Here is a 16,304-nt window from a genome sequence, read left to right on the forward strand (position 1 = left end):
CGAAAAGGAAGCACAGCCATGGCAGCCGGCGCCCCCCGGATCTTCGTCTCGCACCTCTCCGGTGTCGCCGTCTTCGATCCCAACGGCGACCAGGTGGGGCGGGTGCGCGATCTGGTCGTCATGCTGCGCGTCGGGCGGCGACCGCCGAGGATGCTCGGCCTGGTCGTCGAACTCGCCACGCGGCGCCGCATCTTCCTGCCCATGACCCGGGTGACCAGCATCGAGTCCGGACAGGTCATCACCACCGGGGTGCTCAACGTCCGCCGCTTCGAACAGCGGCCCACCGAACGCCTCGTGTTCGGCGAACTCCTCGACCGGCGGGTCACGCTCGTCGAGACCGACGAGGAGGTCAACGTCCTCGACCTGTCGGTGCAGCAGCTGCCGGCGCGCCGGGAGTGGGAGATCGACCGGGTCTTCGTGCGCAAGGGCCGCAAGGGCGGAGCGTTCCGGCGCAGCAAGGGCGAGACCCTGACCGTCGAGTGGTCCGCCGTCACCGGCTTCTCCCTGGAGGAGCACGGGCAGGGCGCCGAGAGCCTCCTCGCCACCTTCGAGCAGCTGCGCCCCGCCGACCTCGCCAACATGCTGCACCACCTCTCCCCCAAACGCCGGGCCGAGGTCGCCGCCGCCCTCGACGACGACCGTCTCGCCGACGTCCTGGAGGAGCTCCCGGAGGACGACCAGATCGAGATCCTCGGCAAGCTGAAGGAGGAGCGCGCCGCGGACGTCCTGGAGGCCATGGACCCCGACGACGCGGCCGACCTGCTCTCCGAGCTGCCCCAGGAGGAGCAGGAGCGGCTGCTGAGCCTGATGCAGCCCGCCGACGCGGCCGACATGCGGCGCCTGCTGTCGTACGAGGAGCACACGGCGGGCGGTCTGATGACCACCGAGCCGATCGTCCTGCGGCCCGACGCGACCGTCGCCGACGCGCTGGCCCGGGTGCGCAACGCCGACCTGTCCCCCGCGCTCGCCGCCCAGGTCTACGTCTGCCGGCCGCCCGACGACACACCCACCGGCAAGTACCTCGGCACGGTCCACTTCCAGCGCCTGCTGCGCGACCCGCCGTACACCCTGGTCAGCTCGATCCTCGACGACGACCTGCAACCCCTGGAGCCGGACGCGACGCTGCCCGTGGTCGCCGGGTTCTTCGCCGCGTACGACATGGTCGCGGCGCCCGTCGTCGACGACACCGGGTCGCTGCTGGGCGCGGTGACCGTGGACGACGTACTGGACCACATGCTGCCGGAGGACTGGCGGGAGACGGAGTTCCACCTGGACGAGGGGGGTGTGACCGATGGCACCGGAGCGTGAGAGCACCCGCGAGCGCACCCCGGCGGGCGCCACGGCGACCACCCGTACGCGCCCCCGGCTCGACCAGCCGCGCCCCCCGCGCCGCCGGATCCTGCCCGAGTACGACCCGGAGGCCTTCGGCCGGCTGTCGGAGCGCATCGCGCGCTTCCTGGGCACCGGGCGGTTCATCGTCTGGATGACGGTCGTCATCATCCTGTGGGTGGTGTGGAACATCTTCGCGCCGCACGACCTGCGCTTCGACGAGTACCCGTTCATCTTCCTGACGCTGATGCTGTCGCTCCAGGCCTCCTACGCGGCCCCGCTGATCCTCCTCGCGCAGAACCGGCAGGACGACCGGGACCGGGTCAACCTCGAACAGGACCGCAAGCAGAACGAGCGGTCCATCGCGGACACCGAGTACCTGACCCGGGAGATCGCCTCGCTGCGCATCGGGCTCGGGGAGGTCGCGACGCGCGACTGGATCCGCTCGGAGCTGCAGGACCTCGTCAAGGAGCTGGAGGCGCGCCGGGACGGCCATGTCGTATTTCCGGCGGAACGGTCGGAACGGTCGCACGGACGTGACGCAGACGACCGCTGACAGCCTTTCCTACGCCGCGGTAATGCGCCGTACCATCGTCCTATGGCTACGGAAGACGCGGTGCGCGAAGCACTGGCGACGGTGAACGACCCCGAGATCAACCGCCCCATCACCGAACTCGGGATGGTCAAGTCGGTGGACATCGGCGCGGACGGAGCGGTCGCGGTCACCGTGTACCTGACGGTCTCCGGTTGCCCCATGCGTGACACCATCACGCAGCGCGTGACGGAGGCGGTCTCGCGGGTGGAGGGCGTCACCCGTGTCGACGTCACGCTCGACGTCATGAGCGACGAGCAGCGCAAGGAGCTGGCGAGCGCCCTGCGCGGCGGCCAGACCGAGCGCGAGGTCCCCTTCGCCAAGCCGGGCTCCCTCACCCGCGTGTACGCGGTCGCCTCCGGCAAGGGCGGCGTCGGCAAGTCGTCGGTGACGGTGAACCTGGCGGCGGCGATGGCGGCGGACGGTCTGAAGGTCGGTGTCGTCGACGCCGACATCTACGGCCACTCGGTGCCCCGCATGCTGGGCGCCGACGGCCGTCCCACCCAGGTCGAGAACATGATCATGCCGCCGTCCGCGAACGGCGTGAAGGTCATCTCGATCGGCATGTTCACCCCGGGCAACGCCCCGGTCGTCTGGCGCGGCCCGATGCTCCACCGCGCCCTCCAGCAGTTCCTCGCGGACGTCTACTGGGGCGACCTGGACGTCCTCCTCCTCGACCTGCCGCCCGGCACCGGCGACATCGCCATCTCCGTGGCCCAGCTGGTCCCGAACGCCGAGATCCTCGTCGTCACCACGCCTCAGCAGGCGGCGGCCGAGGTCGCCGAGCGCGCGGGCTCCATCGCCGTGCAGACCCACCAGAAGATCGTCGGGGTTGTCGAGAACATGTCCGGCCTGCCCTGCCCCCACTGCGGCGAGATGGTCGACGTCTTCGGCACCGGCGGCGGCCAGGCGGTCGCCGACGGCCTCACCCGCACGACCGGCACCTCCGTCCCCGTCCTCGGCAACATCCCCATCGACGTCCGCCTCCGCGAGGGCGGCGACGAGGGCAAGCCCGTCGTCCTCACGGACCCGGACAGCCCGGCGGGCTCGGCCCTGCGGGCGATCGCGGGGAAGCTGGGCGGACGCCAGCGGGGCCTTTCGGGACTGTCGCTGGGGATCACCCCGAAGAACAAGTTCTAGCTGTCCAACCAGGGGCGCGGGGAACTGCGCGACCAACCACAGACAACCCGCACCCGCCGGATATCCGAACTGCTACGGCGAAGGGGCGCCACAACCCACGGCGCCCCTTCAATCATGCGTACTCGCCAACGTCCTTGATCACGGCGAACCCAAGACCGTACGCACTCATCCCTCTCCCGTACGCCCCCACATGCACCCCCGCCTCCGTGGACCCGGCCAGCACCCACCCGAACTCCGACTCACGGTAGTGAAACCGCGTCGGCGTCCCGTCCACCGGCAGGGACAGCGTCGACCACTCCGGCCCGGCCAGGTCGTCGGCCAGCGCCCACGCCGTCTCCGTCTGCTGATCCAGCCAGTCGTCCCGCAGGCTGTGGTCCATCTGCCCGGGCCAGGTGAAGGACAGCAGTCCCACCCCCGCGAGCCACGCTGCCGAGGCCACCGACGTGGCCTCCAGCAGCCCCGTACCGTCCGCGCTGCGCCGCACGGGATTCGCCGCGACGGTCACCACGACCGCGAACTTCTCCCGGTCCTCCGCGGTCGACTCGTTGCGTACGGAGGGCTCGTCACCGTGTCCGATGGAACCGTGCTCCACGGCCCCGTCGGCCGCCGTCCCGACCTGCATCAGCCAGCGCGGCCCCGTGAAGGCCTCGTCGAGGCCGTACCACGGGAAGGGCGCCAGCAGGTAGCCGTCGACGGTACGCCGGGCGGAGGGGACCTGTTGTCCGTCCTCCGCGGCCGGCGCCTGCGCGACTGCCCGACTTGTCGTCTCCATGTGCCCGGACGCCTCCTCGCTCTCGTCGGACCGAAGCGGCCCGCCCCCCTTCGGGCGGCGTCGCTGGTTCGCGTACGGCCCGCACAACAACACGGCAGCATATCCACCCCGCTCCGAGCTGCGGGGAAACCGCCCGGCGCGTGGGTCGCTCCGACAGCGCGTTCACGTCGTGCGCGGCCGTGGCGCCGTATGAAACACGTCACGTACGCAAAGAGCCGCACGTCTCTGACGTGCGGCTCCGTGGTGCGAGTGCGGTGGGGCTACGTCGATCAGGTGGCGTCGGCGTCGAAGGGCGGGCGGTCGTCCTTGCCGGGCTCCTCCGGCTTCTTGGACATGTCGACGCGGCCGGACGAGGAACCGGAGGAGGACGAGGACAAGGACGAAGCCGAGGCCTCCGACTCGCGGCCGTGGACGGCGTCCGTGACCTCGGCCATCTCCTTCTTCAGGTCGAAGCCGTTGCGGATCTCCTTGAGCCCCAGCTCGTCGTTGTCCAGCTGCTTGCGGATGAACGTCTTGGGGTTGAGGTCCTCGAACTCGAAGTCCTTGAACTCCGGACCCAGTTCCGTCCGGATGTCCTGCTTGGCGCTCTCCGAGAACTCGCGGATCTTGCGGATCGTCCGCGTGACGTCCTGGATGACCTTCGGGAGCTTGTCCGGACCGAAGACGAGCACGGCAAGGACAACGAGCGTGATCAGCTCGAGCGGTCCTATGTCATTGAACACCTGAAGCTCCTTGCGATGTCCGGGCCGGGTCCACGGTACCTGTCGCACCCGTCCGACCGGTACCGTCCCGAGCTGTCCGCGTGTGGGTGGCGGACCGGTTTTTCGCGTTGTTTGCCTTGTCGAGGCGTGTTTCGGCCGACGCCTGTGAGGTTTCTGTCAATCGCTGCTCAACTGCCCGCCGACCCGAGCTCCAGGGAGACCGTCCTCTCCTTGCCGTCGCGTTCGACGGTCAGCCGGAGGCGGTCGCCGGGGCGGTGGGCGCGGGTCTTGACGATGAGTTCCTCGCCGGAGTGGACGCGCTGGCCGTCCACCTCGGTGATGACGTCCCCCGCCTCGAGGCCGGCCCGGGCGCCGGGGCCGCCCGTGGTGACCGCGGGGCCGCCGTCGTGGCCCTTGGTGTTGATACGGGCACCGTCGCCGGAGTAGTCCATGTCGAGGGTGACGCCGATGACGGGGTGGGTCGCCCTGCCGGTGTTGATCAGCTCCTCGGCGACACGTTTGCCCTGGTTGACGGGTATGGCGAAGCCCAAGCCTATGGAGCCGGCCTGGGTGCCGTCCGTCTCGGCGCCGTCGTCGGCGGAGCGGATGGCGGAGTTGATGCCGATGACGCGGGCGCGCGAGTCGAGGAGGGGCCCGCCGGAGTTGCCGGGGTTGATCGGGGCGTCGGTCTGCAGGGCGTCGACGTACGACACGTCGCTCGCGTCGCCGGTCTCGCCGCCCGCCGTGATGGGCCGTTCCTTGGCGCTGATGATGCCGGAGGTGACGGTGCCCTCCAGGTCGAAGGGGGCGCCGATGGCGACGACGGGGTCGCCGACCTGGACGCTGTCGGAGTTGCCGAGCGGAAGCGGCTTCAGGCCCTTCACGCCGGTCACCTTCACGACCGCGAGGTCGTATCCGCTGTCGTGCCCGACGACCTCGGCCCTGGCGGTCTCACCCCCGTTGAAGACAACGGTGATCTGCCCGTCGTCCCCGGCGGGCTCGACGACGTGGTTGTTGGTGAGGATGTGCCCTCGGGTGTCCAGCACGAAGCCGGTTCCGGTGCCCTGCTCCTTGCTGCCGCTGACATGCAGGGTCACCACACTGGGCAGCGCCCGCGCGGCGATCCCGGCGACACTGTCCGGGGCCCGCCCGGCCGGCTCGGCGGCGGCCTGCGGCAGCTCCACGGCCCCGACCCCACCGTTGCGCTCGACATACGCCCCTACGGCACCACCGATGCCGCCGGCCACGAGCGCCAACACCACCGCCCCACCCACCAGCGCCTTCCTCCCCCTCCGACGCCGCTGCTCCTGACTGAGCACGGCGGCACCGGTCTGCTGGAGGGGAGCGCCGGGAATGGGGGTGGCCGCCCAGGGGTCGTAGCGCTGCCAGGGATCGGCCGGGGCGTCCGGAGCCGGTGCGTCCTGGGGGAACGCGTCGCTGGTCGGGAGGAGAGCGGAGGGCGGTGAGGTGACAGGGGGTCCGCTCTGGACCGGCGGGGGGCCGGAGGGCACGGGAGCGTACGGATGTGGGGCCTGCGGGGCAGCGGACACCGGGGCCTCGGTGCCGTGCGGCTGGTCGAGGGGCGCGGGAGCAGCGGCGTGCGAGGCGGGCGCGCCCGTGCTGCCGGGCGCCGGCGTCTCGGTGCCGTGCGGCTGGTCGAGGGGCGCGGGCGCGGAGAGATATGCGGCCTGCGCATCGGCGGCAGTGGGGTGTGGGGCAGGCACTTCGGCGGCGACGGGCCGCGGCGCGGGCAGCCCGGCGCCGGGGGGCGGTGAAGCCACGGGGCCGGGCGCGGGCGTAGCCGTGCCGTGGGGCTCGCCGACCGGTCCCGCCGCCGGTGCCGCCGTGCCCTGCGCCGGAGTGGCCGCGGGGTGCTGCACCGGCGGGGCCGGGGCCCAGGGCCCGGGCTCGCCGTACGGCGGGGTGCTGTAGGGGTCCGGGTCGTGCAGGGGCTTGGGCCGCTCGGTCGCCGACGCGACGGCGGAGCCGGACGGCGCGGGAGCGGCGGCAGCGGCACCCGACGCGTCACCGGCGTCGCGCCCGCCCTCGGAGCCCGCGGGAGCCGAGGGCCCACTCAGCACGTAGTCGCCCTCACCCTCGTCACCGACCGCCGCCCCGGCGCCGCCGCCGGGACTCGACGGCGACTCGCTCACGGTGGTGTCCGCCCCCGCGCCGACGAGCCCCTCCTCACCGGCACCGGTGCCGGCACGCGCCGACGGCTCGCTCAGCCTGTAGTCGCCGTCGTGTGCGGCCCGGTCCCCGGAGGGGTTCCGGGGTGTCACCTCGGCGGAGGTGTCCTCGTTCATGCTCTCCCCACAGCTGGCCGCGGCACGGCATGTCGGCGTTGGCCGCGGATGATCTGCTCGGCGCGCCCGACGGAGTGTCGTGGGGCGCAGCTCACCCTGGATTCAACCAGGTGCACCGGGTGCCACGGCAGGGGCCGGGTCAGCGGGCCTGGTCGGAGGACGGCGAGGGAGCGGAGGTCACGTCGGGGACGGGCGCGGCGAGCAGGGCGGCGCCGGTGGCCTCGGGTACCGGGGTGGGGGTCCACGCGGTCAGGGCGATCGGCGGGGTCGAGGTGAGCGGACGTATCAGAGGGGACACCGCGGCCGCGCCGGCCACCACGGGTGCGGTGAGCGCGTGCAGCGTGTCCTCGTGGTACCGGCCGGCGGCCGGGGAGGGCACACCGGGCAGCAGGGGTGCGGAGGCCTCCGTCGGGGCCACCGGCGTCTCACCGAGGGAGCCTTGGCCACCCTGGGCGACCAAGGGGCCCACGGGGCGGCGACGCAGGGTCTCGGGCACCGCGGCGGCCCCCGTGCCCTGGGTCCGCGCGGGCGTCACATTGCTGCCGCCGGTGCCGCCGCGTGCCTCGGTGTCGGCGGGGACGCCGTTGGTCATGCCGCCCAGCGCGATCGCGGCCAGTGACACCGCCCCGGCGGCGACGAAGGCGATCCGCATTCCGCGCGACCGCTCGGCGTCACCGCGCCCCACGGCGTGGATGCGGAAGCCGCGGTCCGGGGAGGACGGGACCAGGACGGAGTCGTGTCCGCGGGCGGGGACGTAGCCGAACTCGAAGTGGTCTCGGCGCCTCACTCCGAAGATCCCGCCGGCCCCGGGCGGTCCGGAGAATCCGGCCAGTCCTCCCCCGTCGAGCGGCGAGCCACCGCCGTCCGGGTCACCTCCCCCGGGCAGCCCCTGGAGACGGGCCAGGAAGCTCTCGGAGGGGGCGGGCGGAGCGACCTCCGCGAAGACGTTCTTCAGCCGGCGCTGCGCGTCGACCTCCGCCTTGCACTTCGGACAGGTGGCGACATGCGCCAGGACGCGCTCGCGCGTGTCATGACCGAGCTCTCCGTCCACCAGGGCGGAGAGTCGGTCTCCCAGATGCTGTTCCGCGAGGTGCCCCTCGCCGGGTTTGGGCCGTGATCCGTTCACGCGGTCGCGCCCCCTCCCCCCAGCGCGGGGACACGAGGCACGAAGGAGCGCCGCTCGGCGCGGGCCTCCGGCGAACGGTGCGCCAGGGCCTTGCGCAGCTGGGAGCGGCCGCGGTGGATACGGGAGCGGACCGTGCCGAGCTTGACGCCGAGGGTCGCGGCGATCTCCTCGTACGACAGTCCTTCGATGTCGCACAGGACGACCGCGGCGCGGAACTCGGGCGCGAGGGTGTCGAGGGCCACCTGGATGTCCGCGTCGAAGTGCGCGTCGTTGAAGACCTGCTGGGGGGAGGGGTCGCGGCTGGGCAGTCGCTCGGCCGCGTCCTCGCCGAGGGCGTCGAAGCGGATGCGCTGCTTGCGGCGGACCATGTCCAGGAAGAGGTTGGTGGTGATGCGGTGCAGCCAGCCCTCGAAGGTCCCCGGCGTGTAGGTCGACAGGGAGCGGAAGACACGGACGAAGACCTCCTGGGTGAGGTCCTCGGCGTCGTGTTGGTTACCGGTGAGGCGGTAGGCCAGCCGGTAGACCCGCCCGCTGTGCGTGCTGACGATCTCCTCCCAGGTGGGCGGAGTCCACGCCTGCCCGTCCGCGTCGGTGGAGAAGGTCGCGGTCTGGGTCTGGTCAGCGGCGTGGCTGTGGTCAGCAGCGGTGTCGTTCACGGATGTCGGCCTACCCGCCGATCCGAGGAAGCGCCGCAGCGCTCCTCTCCGATCCACAGGCGCAGCCGCACCTCCCCTGTCAGCTCTGGTGGTGTCCAGTGGAGCCCCTACCATAGCCACCTCGCCCGTTAGCTCCGGATAAGCGGTTTTACGAGAATTTGATCTGTGCTGATACGGCTCATGCGGCTGCGTCAGTACTTGCTCGGCGTCCCGCCCGTCATCGTGATCCAACTGTGTCCCCCCGTCCTGTCTCCCACCCTTCTAAACGCCCGGTCCCATCAGCGGGTTCCCGACGGCAACGGATACAGTCACGCCGAGGCAACCACGGGGACAGGAGAGGGTCATTACCGGCAACCGGCAGACGAGCTGGGCGTTCGCCGACGCCTATGTCGCCGAGGACGAAGCGCTGCGGTGGGCCCGGGACCGGGCCCGCGAGGCAGGGCTGCGCTCGGTGTCGCCCGGCACGGGCGCAGCGCTGCGGTTGCTCGCCGCCTCCGTGGACGCGAAGGCGGTCGCGGAGATCGGCACCGGTACCGGCGTCTCCGGCATCCACCTGCTGTACGGCATGCGACCCGACGGCGTCCTGACCACCGTCGACCCGGAGCCGGAGCACCAGCAGTTCGCCCGGCAGGCCTTTCGCGCCTGCGGCTTCGCCAGCAACCGCGCCCGCTTCATCCCCGGCCGCGCGCTGGACGTACTGCCCCGGCTCGCGGACGCGGGCTACGACCTGGTCTTCTGCGACGGCGACCGGCTGGAGTTCCTCGACTACCTCGCTGAATCGTTGCGTCTTCTACGGCCCGGAGGGCTGGTCGTCTTCGAGGGCGTCTTCGCCAACGGCCGCACCGTGGACTCCGGCCCGCAGCCGACCGAGGTCATAAGGATCCGGGAACTGTTGCGCGCGGTGCGCGAGAGCCAGGAACTGGTGCCGTCACTGCTCCCTGTGGGTGACGGCCTGCTGTGCGCGGTCAAGCGATAAGCGCCGAGAAGCGCTGACGGGCTCTCGGAAAACCGCCGCGACAAGCGGGAAAACAGTGGGACCGCCCGGAAAATCAGTCGCCCCGGCATCGGAATGCGATGCCGGGGCACTGAAAGGGTATGGTCGCTTGCGCGTCAGCCGACAACCTTCTTGAGGGCGTCGCCGAGGGCGTCGGCCTCGTCGGGAGTCAGCTCGACGACGAGCCGTCCGCCGCCTTCGAGCGGAACGCGCATGACGATGCCCCGCCCCTCCTTGGTCACCTCGAGCGGACCATCGCCCGTCCGCGGCTTCATGGCCGCCATGCTCGTTCCCCTTCCTGAAACCAGCTCATCGTCAAGGCCGACGGCCCCCGAAGGGCACGCGCAGTCCAGAGAGGGACACGCGACACCGGCATCGAACACATTGCTTCCAGGCCATTATCCCGCATCTCAGGACCCGATGACCAACATCAGTCGGCATCACTTGGGCAACGCGCGCGAGCAAAACCACTCAATTCGGCGATGTGACTGCGATACTGCGCGGCCGCACGGAGTTCCACCGGTCGTAAACCTCCGAGAACTCTTTGACGCAGGTCACACGTCGGGTCCGGGCCGTGGACGGCGAACTCCGCCATGCTGTTCCTTCATACCGACGACGTACTGACCAGTACGTCGAACCGTGACACCGGAGGGGATACGCCATGGCCGACACCGTGCTCTACGAGGTGAACGACGGGCTCGCGACGATCACGCTGAACCGCCCCGAGGCGATGAACGCGCTGAACATCGCGACCAAGGTCGCCCTCCGTGACGCGGTCCGCGCGGCGGCGGACGACGACGCCGTACGGGCGGTGCTGCTGACGGCCGCCGGGGACCGGGCGTTCTGCGTGGGCCAGGACCTCAAGGAGCACATCGGGCTGCTGGCCGAGGGCTCGGGGCAGGTCATGAGCACGGTCAAGGAGCACTACAACCCGGTCGTGCGGGCGCTGACGGAGATGGCGAAGCCGGTGGTCGCCGCGGTGAACGGGGTCGCGGCGGGCGCCGGGTTCGGTTTCGCGCTGGCGGCCGACTACCGGATCGTGGCTGACACGGCGGCTTTCAACACGTCGTTCGCCGGGGTCGCCCTGACGGCAGACTCGGGCGTCTCGTGGACACTGCCGCGGGTGGTCGGGCCCGGGCGCGCCGCTGACCTGCTGCTTTTTCCGCGGAGCGTGAAGGCGCAGGAGGCGTACGAGCTGGGGATCGCGAACCGGGTTGTGCCTTCGGCGGAGCTGCGTGCCGAGGCGGAGGGCGTCGCGCGGGCGTTGGCCGAGGGGCCGACCGTCGCCTACGCGGCGCTCAAGGAGGCGGTGGCGTTCGGGTTCTCCCACTCGCTGGCGGAGACGCTGGAGAAGGAGGACGAGTTGCAGACTCGGGCGGGGGCGTCCGAGGATCACGGGATCGCGGTGCGGGCGTTTGTGAACAAGGAGAAGCCGAAGTACTTGGGCCGGTAGGTGAGGGGGCGAGAGCGCCGTCGGGGGCTGCGGGTCGGTTGTGGCTGGTCGCGCCCCCGCGGCGGAGCCGCAGATCGATACGGCCCCGCGCCCCTCAGGCGGCACCTCTCGCGATGCAGGTCTGCAAGTGGTCGTCCACCAGACCGCAGGCCTGCATCAGGGCGTATGCCGTGGTCGGGCCCACGAAGCGCAGGCCCTTCTTCTTCAGCGCTTTGGAGAGGGCCGTCGATTCGTCGGTGACCGCTGGGACGTCGGCCAAGGTCTTCGGGACCGGGCGGGTGGCCGGGTCCGGGGCGTGGGACCAGATGAGTTCGTCCAGCTCGCCCGGCGCCCAGTCGGCCAGCACCCGCGCGTTGGCGAGCGTCGCGTCGATCTTGGCGCGGTTGCGGATGATGCCGGGGTCGGCGAGGAGGCGGTCGCGGTCCTCGTCGGTGAAGGCGGCGACCGAGGCGATCTTGAAGTCGGCGAAGGCGGTGCGGAAGCCCGGACGGCGGCGCAGGATGGTGATCCAGGAAAGGCCGGACTGGAAGGCCTCGAGGCTGAGGCGTTCGAAGAGGGCGTCGTCACCGTGGACCGGGCGGCCCCACTCCTCGTCGTGGTACGTGATGTAGTCCGGCGTGGACAGGGCCCAGGGGCAGCGCGGCGCGCCGTCGGGGCCGGCGAGGGCGGTGCCGTCGCTCACTGGTGGTCCTCCGGCCGGTGCTTCTCCATGGAGACGTGGGACGCGGCGGCCTGGGCGCCGGCCAGCGCGGACTCCAGGTCGGCGATGCGGGCGTCTCTCTCCGCGAGCTCGGCGGCGACTCGGTTGAGCGCGTCGTCGACGTCGTTCATGCGGTAGCCGCGGGCGGCGAGGGGAAAGCGGAGGTGGTCGATGTCGGCGCGGTGGAGCGGCCGGTCCACGGGCAGCGGGTCGTGAAGGCGCTCGGGCGCGGCCTCGGGCAGCGGGCCGGTGCCCTCGCCGCCGCCCACCACGGCGAGTGTCACCGCGGCGACCACGACGGCGAGCGCGACGACCAGGAACAAGAACATAACCATGGCTTGAGGCCCCACGCTCTGTGTGCTCGAAAGTCGAATGTGTCAGGGTCCGATCGTGCCATGAGCCTCTGACGGTTAGGGTCACAGGCGGGCGAAGAGCAGGACGAACCACAGGTCGTACTAGGAGAGTGCACACGGGATGCTCAGGTTGGGCAGGCGGGAGTTCGCACCGCACGAGCCGGTGATCATGGCGATCGTGAACCGGACCCCGGACTCCTTCTACGACCAGGGGGCCACGTTCCGCGACGAGCCGGCCCTCGCGCGCGTGGAGCAGGCGGTGGCCGAGGGGGCCGCGATCATCGACATCGGCGGGGTCAAGGCGGGACCCGGCGAGGAGGTGACCGCCGAGGAGGAGGCGCGGCGGACGGTCGGCTTCGTGGCGGAGGTCCGGCGGCGCTTCCCCGACGTGGTCATCAGCGTGGACACCTGGCGGGCCGAGGTCGGCGAGGCGGTGTGCGAGGCGGGCGCGGACCTGCTGAACGACGCGTGGGGCGGGGTCGACCCCGGGCTGGCGGAGGTCGCCGCGCGCTACGGGGTGGGGCTGGTGTGCACCCACGCGGGCGGCGCGGAGCCGCGGACGCGGCCGCACCGGGTGACGTACGACGACGTCATGGCGGACATCCTGCGGGTCACCGTGGCGCTGGCCGAGCGGGCGGTGTCGCTGGGGGTGCCGAGGGAGTCGGTGCTGATCGACCCCGGGCACGACTTCGGCAAGAACACCCGGCACAGTCTGGAGGCGACCCGGCGGCTGGACGAGATGGTCGCCACCGGGTGGCCCGTGCTGGTGTCCCTGTCGAACAAGGACTTCGTCGGCGAGACGCTGGACCGCCCGGTGAAGGAACGCGTCGTCGGCACCCTCGCCACGACCGCCGTGTCCGCCTGGCTGGGAGCCCAGGTCTACCGCGTCCACGAGGTCGCGGAGACCCGCCAGGTCCTCGACATGGTCGCGTCCATCGCGGGCCACCGCCCTCCGACGGTGGCCCGGCGCGGGCTGGCGTAGCCAGGACGGACCCACCCTCGGGACCGAGCCCGGCCGTCCGACGCCGGCCGGGCGTTCTCAGCCCGTCCGGCGCTCGAGGACGAGACCGTCCAGGCCGAAGCGGGGGCCCACCGGCTCCGCGCCTACCTGCCCGCCTCCTTGGACACCAGCGCCACCGCCTCGGCCACGTCGTCCGTCACGTGGAACAGCAGGAGGTCGTCCGAGGAGGCCTTGCCCTGGGCGATCAGGGTGTTCTTGAGCCAGTCGATGAGGCCGCCCCAGTAGTCGGTGCCGAAGAGGACGATGGGGAAGCGGGTCACCTTCTGGGTCTGGACGAGGGTGAGGGCCTCGAAGAGTTCGTCGAGGGTGCCGAGACCGCCGGGGAGGACCACGAACCCCTGGGCGTACTTGACGAACATCATCTTCCGCACGAAGAAGTAACGGAAGTTCAGGCCGATGTCGACGTACGGGTTGAGCCCCTGCTCGAAGGGAAGCTCGATGCCGAGGCCGACCGAGATGCCGCCCGCCTCGCTCGCGCCCTTGTTGGCGGCCTCCATGGCGCCGGGGCCGCCGCCGGTGATGACCGCGAAGCCCGCCTCGACCAGACCGCTGCCCAGCCGGACGCCCGCCTCGTACTCGGGCGACTCCACAGGAGTGCGGGCCGAGCCGAACACGCTGATCGCGGGCGGGAGTTCGGCGAGCGTGCCGAACCCCTCGATGAACTCCGACTGGATGCGCAGTACCCGCCAGGGGTCCGTGTGCACCCAGTCCGAGGGGCCGCCCGCGTCCAGGAGGCGCTGGTCCGTCGTACTCGCCGTGACCTGACCCCGTCTCCGGAGGACCGGACCCAGGCGCTGCTCCTCCGGCGGCTGCTTCTTCCCCTCGGGGTTACCGGTAGCCATGTGCGCTCCCTCCGCTTGCCTCTTTCGACCTCAGCGTAGATCTACGCGGGTTACGTGCGGGGGACCTCCGCGTGTCTGCCGTGAACTGCCGTCACGCCGTCAGCCAGGCGCGCAGGCGCTCCTCCCCCGCGATGATCTTCGCCGTGTCCACCCGCTCGTCCCGCTTGTGCGCCAAGTGGGGGTTGCCGGGGCCGTAGTTGACGGCCGGAACCCCGAGCGACGAGAAGCGCGAGACGTCCGTCCAGCCGTACTTCGGCATCGGGGTGCCGCCCACCGCCTCGATGAAGGCCGCCGCGGCCGGGTGGGAAAGGCCGGGAAGGGCCCCGGGGCTGTGGTCGTCCACCACGAACTCGGCCACTCCGCAGTCCGCGAAGACCTCCTCGACGTGCGCGATCGCCTCCTCGGGCGTGCGGTCGGGCGCGTAGCGGAAGTTGACGGTGACCACGCACTCGTCGGGGATCACGTTGCCGGCGACTCCACCGCTGATGCCCACCGCGTTGAGGCCCTCCCGGTACTCCAGGCCGTCGATCACGGGGTGGCGCGGCTCGTACGAGGCCAGGCGGGCCAGGACGGGGGCCGCCGCGTGGATCGCGTTGGAGCCCATCCAGCCGCGGGCCGAGTGGGCACGCTCGCCCTTCGTCCTCAGCAGGACCCGCAGGGTGCCCTGGCAGCCGCCCTCGACCTGGCCGTCCGACGGTTCGAGCAGTACCGCGAAGTCGCCCTCGAGCCACTCCGGGTGCGCCTCGGCGACGTGCTTGAGGCCGTTGAGGTCGGCGGCGACCTCCTCGTTGTCGTAGAAGACGAAGGTCAGGTCGCGGTTGGGGGCCGGGACCGTCGCCGCGATGCGCAGCTGCACCGCCACGCCCGACTTCATGTCGCAGGTGCCGCAGCCCCACAGGACGCCGTCCTCGTCGAGCCGGGAGGGGACGTTGTCCGCGATCGGGACGGTGTCGATGTGGCCGGCGAGGATCACACGCTCCGACCGCCCCAGGTTCGTCCGGGCGATCACGTTGTTGCCGTACCGCTCCACCGTCAGGTGGGGCAGCGTACGCAGCGCGGCCTCGACGGCGTCGGCGAGCGGCTTCTCGGTACCGCTCTCCGAGGGGAAGTCGACGAGACGCGCCGTGAGCGCGGCGGCATCCAGCGTGAGGTCAAGCGAGGTGTCGGCCATGGCAACGACCCTAACGCGCCAGCCAGGGGGGCACGGTCCGAACCTGGCTCGGCGACGAGCGTACTCTCCAGTACCTTGTACGCGTGCCAGAGCCGTCCCCCTCCTCCCCCAAGCGCCGCGGCCGTCTCCTCCGTTACGGGGCGGCGCTCGTCGCACTGTCCTCAGTGGCCGGTTACCTCGCGGTGCAGTACGTCACCGGAGGAGCGGGCGACCCGGGCTGCAAGGTCGTCGCCGGCAAGGGCGCCGGGACCTACGAGTTCTCGCCCGAGCAGGCGGTGAACGCGGCGACGATAGCGGCCGTCGGCACCAACCGCGGCATGCCCCAGCGGGCCGTGACCATCGCGCTCGCCACCGCGCTCCAGGAGTCGGGCCTGCGCAACATCGGCCACGGCGACCGCGACTCCCTGGGCCTCTTCCAGCAACGGCCCTCGCAGGGCTGGGGCACTCCGGACGAGATCATGGACCCGATCTACTCGGCGGACATCTTCTACGAGCACCTCGCCAAGGTCCGCGACTACACCCGGCTCCCCCTGACCGTCGCCGCGCAGCGCGTGCAGCGCAGCGGCTACCCGGAGGCGTACGCCAAGCACGAGTCGGACGCCACGCTGCTCGCCGCCGCCCTCACGGGACAGTCGGCGGCCACGCTGACCTGCGAGGGGCGCCCCGGCGCGACCCCGACCGACGGGCCGGACGCGGTGCGCGCGGCGCTCGTACGGGACTTCGGGCAGGGCGCCGTGCAGAAGGCGGGCGCCGAGGTCGGGAGCAAGGCGTCGCCCACCCCGACGGCGAGCACCGTCCCGACCGCCACGACGGACGGGCGGACCGTCACCGTGCCGGTGCCCGAGGACCCGAAGGACGCGTCCGGGCGCAGCGCGCGGGAGCGGGGCTGGCAGCTGGCGCACTGGGCGGTGGCCAACGCCTCCGCGCTGCACATCGAGCGGGTGTCGTACGCCGGCCGGGAGTGGACCGCCGGGAACACCGACAGCCGGTGGCGGGCGACCCGTACGGAGGACGCGGCCGGGGCGGGGCAGTCGGCGGGGGCCGGGGCGGGTTCCGTGCGGATCGTGACCGCGCAGTAGTACGGGTCCTCCCCCGCACGGGTTACCCGGGCGGCGGGGTGGGCGGGGTGTGGCGGCTGGGCTCCGCGT

Annotated in this window: 17 protein-coding genes; 7 read left to right on the plus strand and 10 right to left on the minus strand. The window is 71.7% G+C overall.

The window, feature by feature from the left end:
• Positions 1-18: 18 nt before the first annotated feature.
• The 3 genes from ACGFNV_RS08325 to ACGFNV_RS08335 are packed head-to-tail and all read left to right on the plus strand — an operon-like array spanning position 19 to position 3,061.
• Positions 19-1,308 (plus strand): magnesium transporter MgtE N-terminal domain-containing protein, encoded by a 1,290-nt coding sequence (locus ACGFNV_RS08325; RefSeq protein ID WP_393620476.1) that lies wholly within the window; start codon positions 19-21, stop codon positions 1,306-1,308.
• Positions 1,292-1,885, plus strand: a complete 594-nt coding sequence (locus ACGFNV_RS08330; RefSeq protein WP_393620478.1) for a DUF1003 domain-containing protein — start codon at positions 1,292-1,294, stop codon at positions 1,883-1,885. The genes ACGFNV_RS08325 and ACGFNV_RS08330 overlap by 17 nt, the downstream gene beginning before the upstream one ends.
• Positions 1,886-1,927: 42 nt before the next feature.
• Positions 1,928-3,061, plus strand: a complete 1,134-nt coding sequence (locus ACGFNV_RS08335; RefSeq protein ID WP_393620480.1) for an Mrp/NBP35 family ATP-binding protein — start codon at positions 1,928-1,930, stop codon at positions 3,059-3,061.
• Between the two features lie 112 nt (positions 3,062-3,173).
• On the opposite strand, the gene ACGFNV_RS08340 is transcribed toward ACGFNV_RS08335, so the two are convergent.
• The 5 genes from ACGFNV_RS08340 to sigE all read right to left on the minus strand — a co-directional run bounded on the left by ACGFNV_RS08340 (position 3,174) and on the right by sigE (position 8,736).
• Positions 3,174-3,833, minus strand: a complete 660-nt coding sequence (locus tag ACGFNV_RS08340) for a hypothetical protein (RefSeq protein WP_393620482.1) — start codon at positions 3,831-3,833, stop codon at positions 3,174-3,176.
• A 269-nt stretch (positions 3,834-4,102) separates the two neighbouring features.
• Complete coding sequence (locus ACGFNV_RS08345) at positions 4,103-4,555, minus strand: sec-independent translocase (protein ID WP_393620484.1); 453 nt, start codon at positions 4,553-4,555, stop codon at positions 4,103-4,105.
• Between the two features lie 167 nt (positions 4,556-4,722).
• Positions 4,723-6,840 carry a trypsin-like peptidase domain-containing protein gene (locus tag ACGFNV_RS08350; RefSeq protein ID WP_393620486.1) on the minus strand — a complete coding sequence of 706 codons (2,118 nt, stop codon included), beginning with the start codon at positions 6,838-6,840 and terminating at the stop codon, positions 4,723-4,725.
• 139 nt (positions 6,841-6,979) lie between these two features.
• Entirely contained in the window at positions 6,980-7,966 is a 987-nt protein-coding gene (locus ACGFNV_RS08355) for a zf-HC2 domain-containing protein (protein WP_393620488.1), read from the minus strand.
• Entirely contained in the window at positions 7,963-8,736 is a 774-nt protein-coding gene (gene sigE, locus ACGFNV_RS08360; RefSeq protein ID WP_393620490.1) for an RNA polymerase sigma factor SigE, read from the minus strand. Before sigE ends, ACGFNV_RS08355 begins: the two co-directional genes overlap by 4 nt.
• A 163-nt stretch (positions 8,737-8,899) precedes the next feature.
• Here sigE and ACGFNV_RS08365 point away from each other — a divergent pair, with 163 nt between their 5' ends.
• Positions 8,900-9,598, plus strand: coding sequence for an O-methyltransferase (locus tag ACGFNV_RS08365; RefSeq protein ID WP_393621459.1), 699 nt, complete (start codon positions 8,900-8,902; stop codon positions 9,596-9,598).
• A gap of 134 nt (positions 9,599-9,732) precedes the next feature.
• Here ACGFNV_RS08365 and ACGFNV_RS08370 read toward each other — a convergent pair whose 3' ends face one another.
• On the minus strand, positions 9,733-9,900 hold the full coding sequence (locus ACGFNV_RS08370) for a DUF3117 domain-containing protein (protein ID WP_003966491.1): 168 nt from the start codon (positions 9,898-9,900) through the stop codon (positions 9,733-9,735).
• A gap of 377 nt (positions 9,901-10,277) precedes the next feature.
• Here ACGFNV_RS08370 and ACGFNV_RS08375 point away from each other — a divergent pair, with 377 nt between their 5' ends.
• Positions 10,278-11,069 carry an enoyl-CoA hydratase/isomerase family protein gene (locus ACGFNV_RS08375; RefSeq protein ID WP_393620492.1) on the plus strand — a complete coding sequence of 264 codons (792 nt, stop codon included), beginning with the start codon at positions 10,278-10,280 and terminating at the stop codon, positions 11,067-11,069.
• Between the two features lie 94 nt (positions 11,070-11,163).
• Here ACGFNV_RS08375 and ACGFNV_RS08380 read toward each other — a convergent pair whose 3' ends face one another.
• Together ACGFNV_RS08380 and ACGFNV_RS08385 are read right to left on the minus strand one after the other, a co-directional pair.
• Positions 11,164-11,751: a DNA-3-methyladenine glycosylase I gene (locus ACGFNV_RS08380; RefSeq protein WP_393620494.1), complete on the minus strand. Its 588-nt coding sequence runs from the start codon at positions 11,749-11,751 to the stop codon at positions 11,164-11,166.
• A complete protein-coding gene (locus tag ACGFNV_RS08385) occupies positions 11,748-12,098 on the minus strand; it encodes a DivIVA domain-containing protein (RefSeq protein ID WP_393621461.1) in 351 nt (116 codons plus the stop codon). Before ACGFNV_RS08385 ends, ACGFNV_RS08380 begins: the two co-directional genes overlap by 4 nt.
• A 145-nt stretch (positions 12,099-12,243) precedes the next feature.
• Between ACGFNV_RS08385 and folP the strand changes: the two genes are divergently transcribed.
• The gene (gene folP, locus ACGFNV_RS08390; protein WP_393620496.1) at positions 12,244-13,104 is read left to right on the plus strand and encodes a dihydropteroate synthase; all 861 of its coding nucleotides are present in this window, start codon (positions 12,244-12,246) and stop codon (positions 13,102-13,104) included.
• Between the two features lie 122 nt (positions 13,105-13,226).
• Here folP and ACGFNV_RS08395 read toward each other — a convergent pair whose 3' ends face one another.
• Both ACGFNV_RS08395 and dapE read right to left on the minus strand, forming a co-directional pair.
• Positions 13,227-13,985, minus strand: coding sequence for a TIGR00730 family Rossman fold protein (locus ACGFNV_RS08395; RefSeq protein ID WP_393620498.1), 759 nt, complete (start codon positions 13,983-13,985; stop codon positions 13,227-13,229).
• A 91-nt stretch (positions 13,986-14,076) separates the two neighbouring features.
• On the minus strand, positions 14,077-15,156 hold the full coding sequence (gene dapE, locus ACGFNV_RS08400; RefSeq protein ID WP_393620500.1) for a succinyl-diaminopimelate desuccinylase: 1,080 nt from the start codon (positions 15,154-15,156) through the stop codon (positions 14,077-14,079).
• A gap of 83 nt (positions 15,157-15,239) precedes the next feature.
• Here dapE and ACGFNV_RS08405 point away from each other — a divergent pair, with 83 nt between their 5' ends.
• Positions 15,240-16,235 (plus strand): heavy metal transporter, encoded by a 996-nt coding sequence (locus ACGFNV_RS08405; RefSeq protein ID WP_393620502.1) that lies wholly within the window; start codon positions 15,240-15,242, stop codon positions 16,233-16,235.
• Positions 16,236-16,304: the final 69 nt, after the last annotated feature.

Origin of the sequence: Streptomyces sp. NPDC048751 (genome assembly GCF_043198595.1) — a bacterium.
GTDB lineage: Bacteria > Actinomycetota > Actinomycetes > Streptomycetales > Streptomycetaceae > Streptomyces.

What these genes read in the sequence shown, in the direction of transcription:
- dapE (WP_393620500.1), bottom strand. Translation starts at nt 15,156, where the DNA reads ATGGCCGACACCTCGCTTGACCTCACGCTGGATGCCGCCGCGCTCACG.
- ACGFNV_RS08385 (WP_393621461.1), bottom strand. Translation starts at nt 12,098, where the DNA reads ATGTTCTTGTTCCTGGTCGTCGCGCTCGCCGTCGTGGTCGCCGCGGTG.
- sigE (WP_393620490.1), bottom strand. Translation starts at nt 8,736, where the DNA reads ATGGTAGGGGCTCCACTGGACACCACCAGAGCTGACAGGGGAGGTGCG.
- ACGFNV_RS08335 (WP_393620480.1), top strand. Translation starts at nt 1,928, where the DNA reads ATGGCTACGGAAGACGCGGTGCGCGAAGCACTGGCGACGGTGAACGAC.
- ACGFNV_RS08395 (WP_393620498.1), bottom strand. Translation starts at nt 13,985, where the DNA reads ATGGCTACCGGTAACCCCGAGGGGAAGAAGCAGCCGCCGGAGGAGCAG.
- ACGFNV_RS08340 (WP_393620482.1), bottom strand. Translation starts at nt 3,833, where the DNA reads ATGGAGACGACAAGTCGGGCAGTCGCGCAGGCGCCGGCCGCGGAGGAC.
- folP (WP_393620496.1), top strand. Translation starts at nt 12,244, where the DNA reads ATGCTCAGGTTGGGCAGGCGGGAGTTCGCACCGCACGAGCCGGTGATC.
- ACGFNV_RS08350 (WP_393620486.1), bottom strand. Translation starts at nt 6,840, where the DNA reads ATGAACGAGGACACCTCCGCCGAGGTGACACCCCGGAACCCCTCCGGG.
- ACGFNV_RS08325 (WP_393620476.1), top strand. Translation starts at nt 19, where the DNA reads ATGGCAGCCGGCGCCCCCCGGATCTTCGTCTCGCACCTCTCCGGTGTC.
- ACGFNV_RS08330 (WP_393620478.1), top strand. Translation starts at nt 1,292, where the DNA reads ATGGCACCGGAGCGTGAGAGCACCCGCGAGCGCACCCCGGCGGGCGCC.
- ACGFNV_RS08375 (WP_393620492.1), top strand. Translation starts at nt 10,278, where the DNA reads ATGGCCGACACCGTGCTCTACGAGGTGAACGACGGGCTCGCGACGATC.
- ACGFNV_RS08370 (WP_003966491.1), bottom strand. Translation starts at nt 9,900, where the DNA reads ATGGCGGCCATGAAGCCGCGGACGGGCGATGGTCCGCTCGAGGTGACC.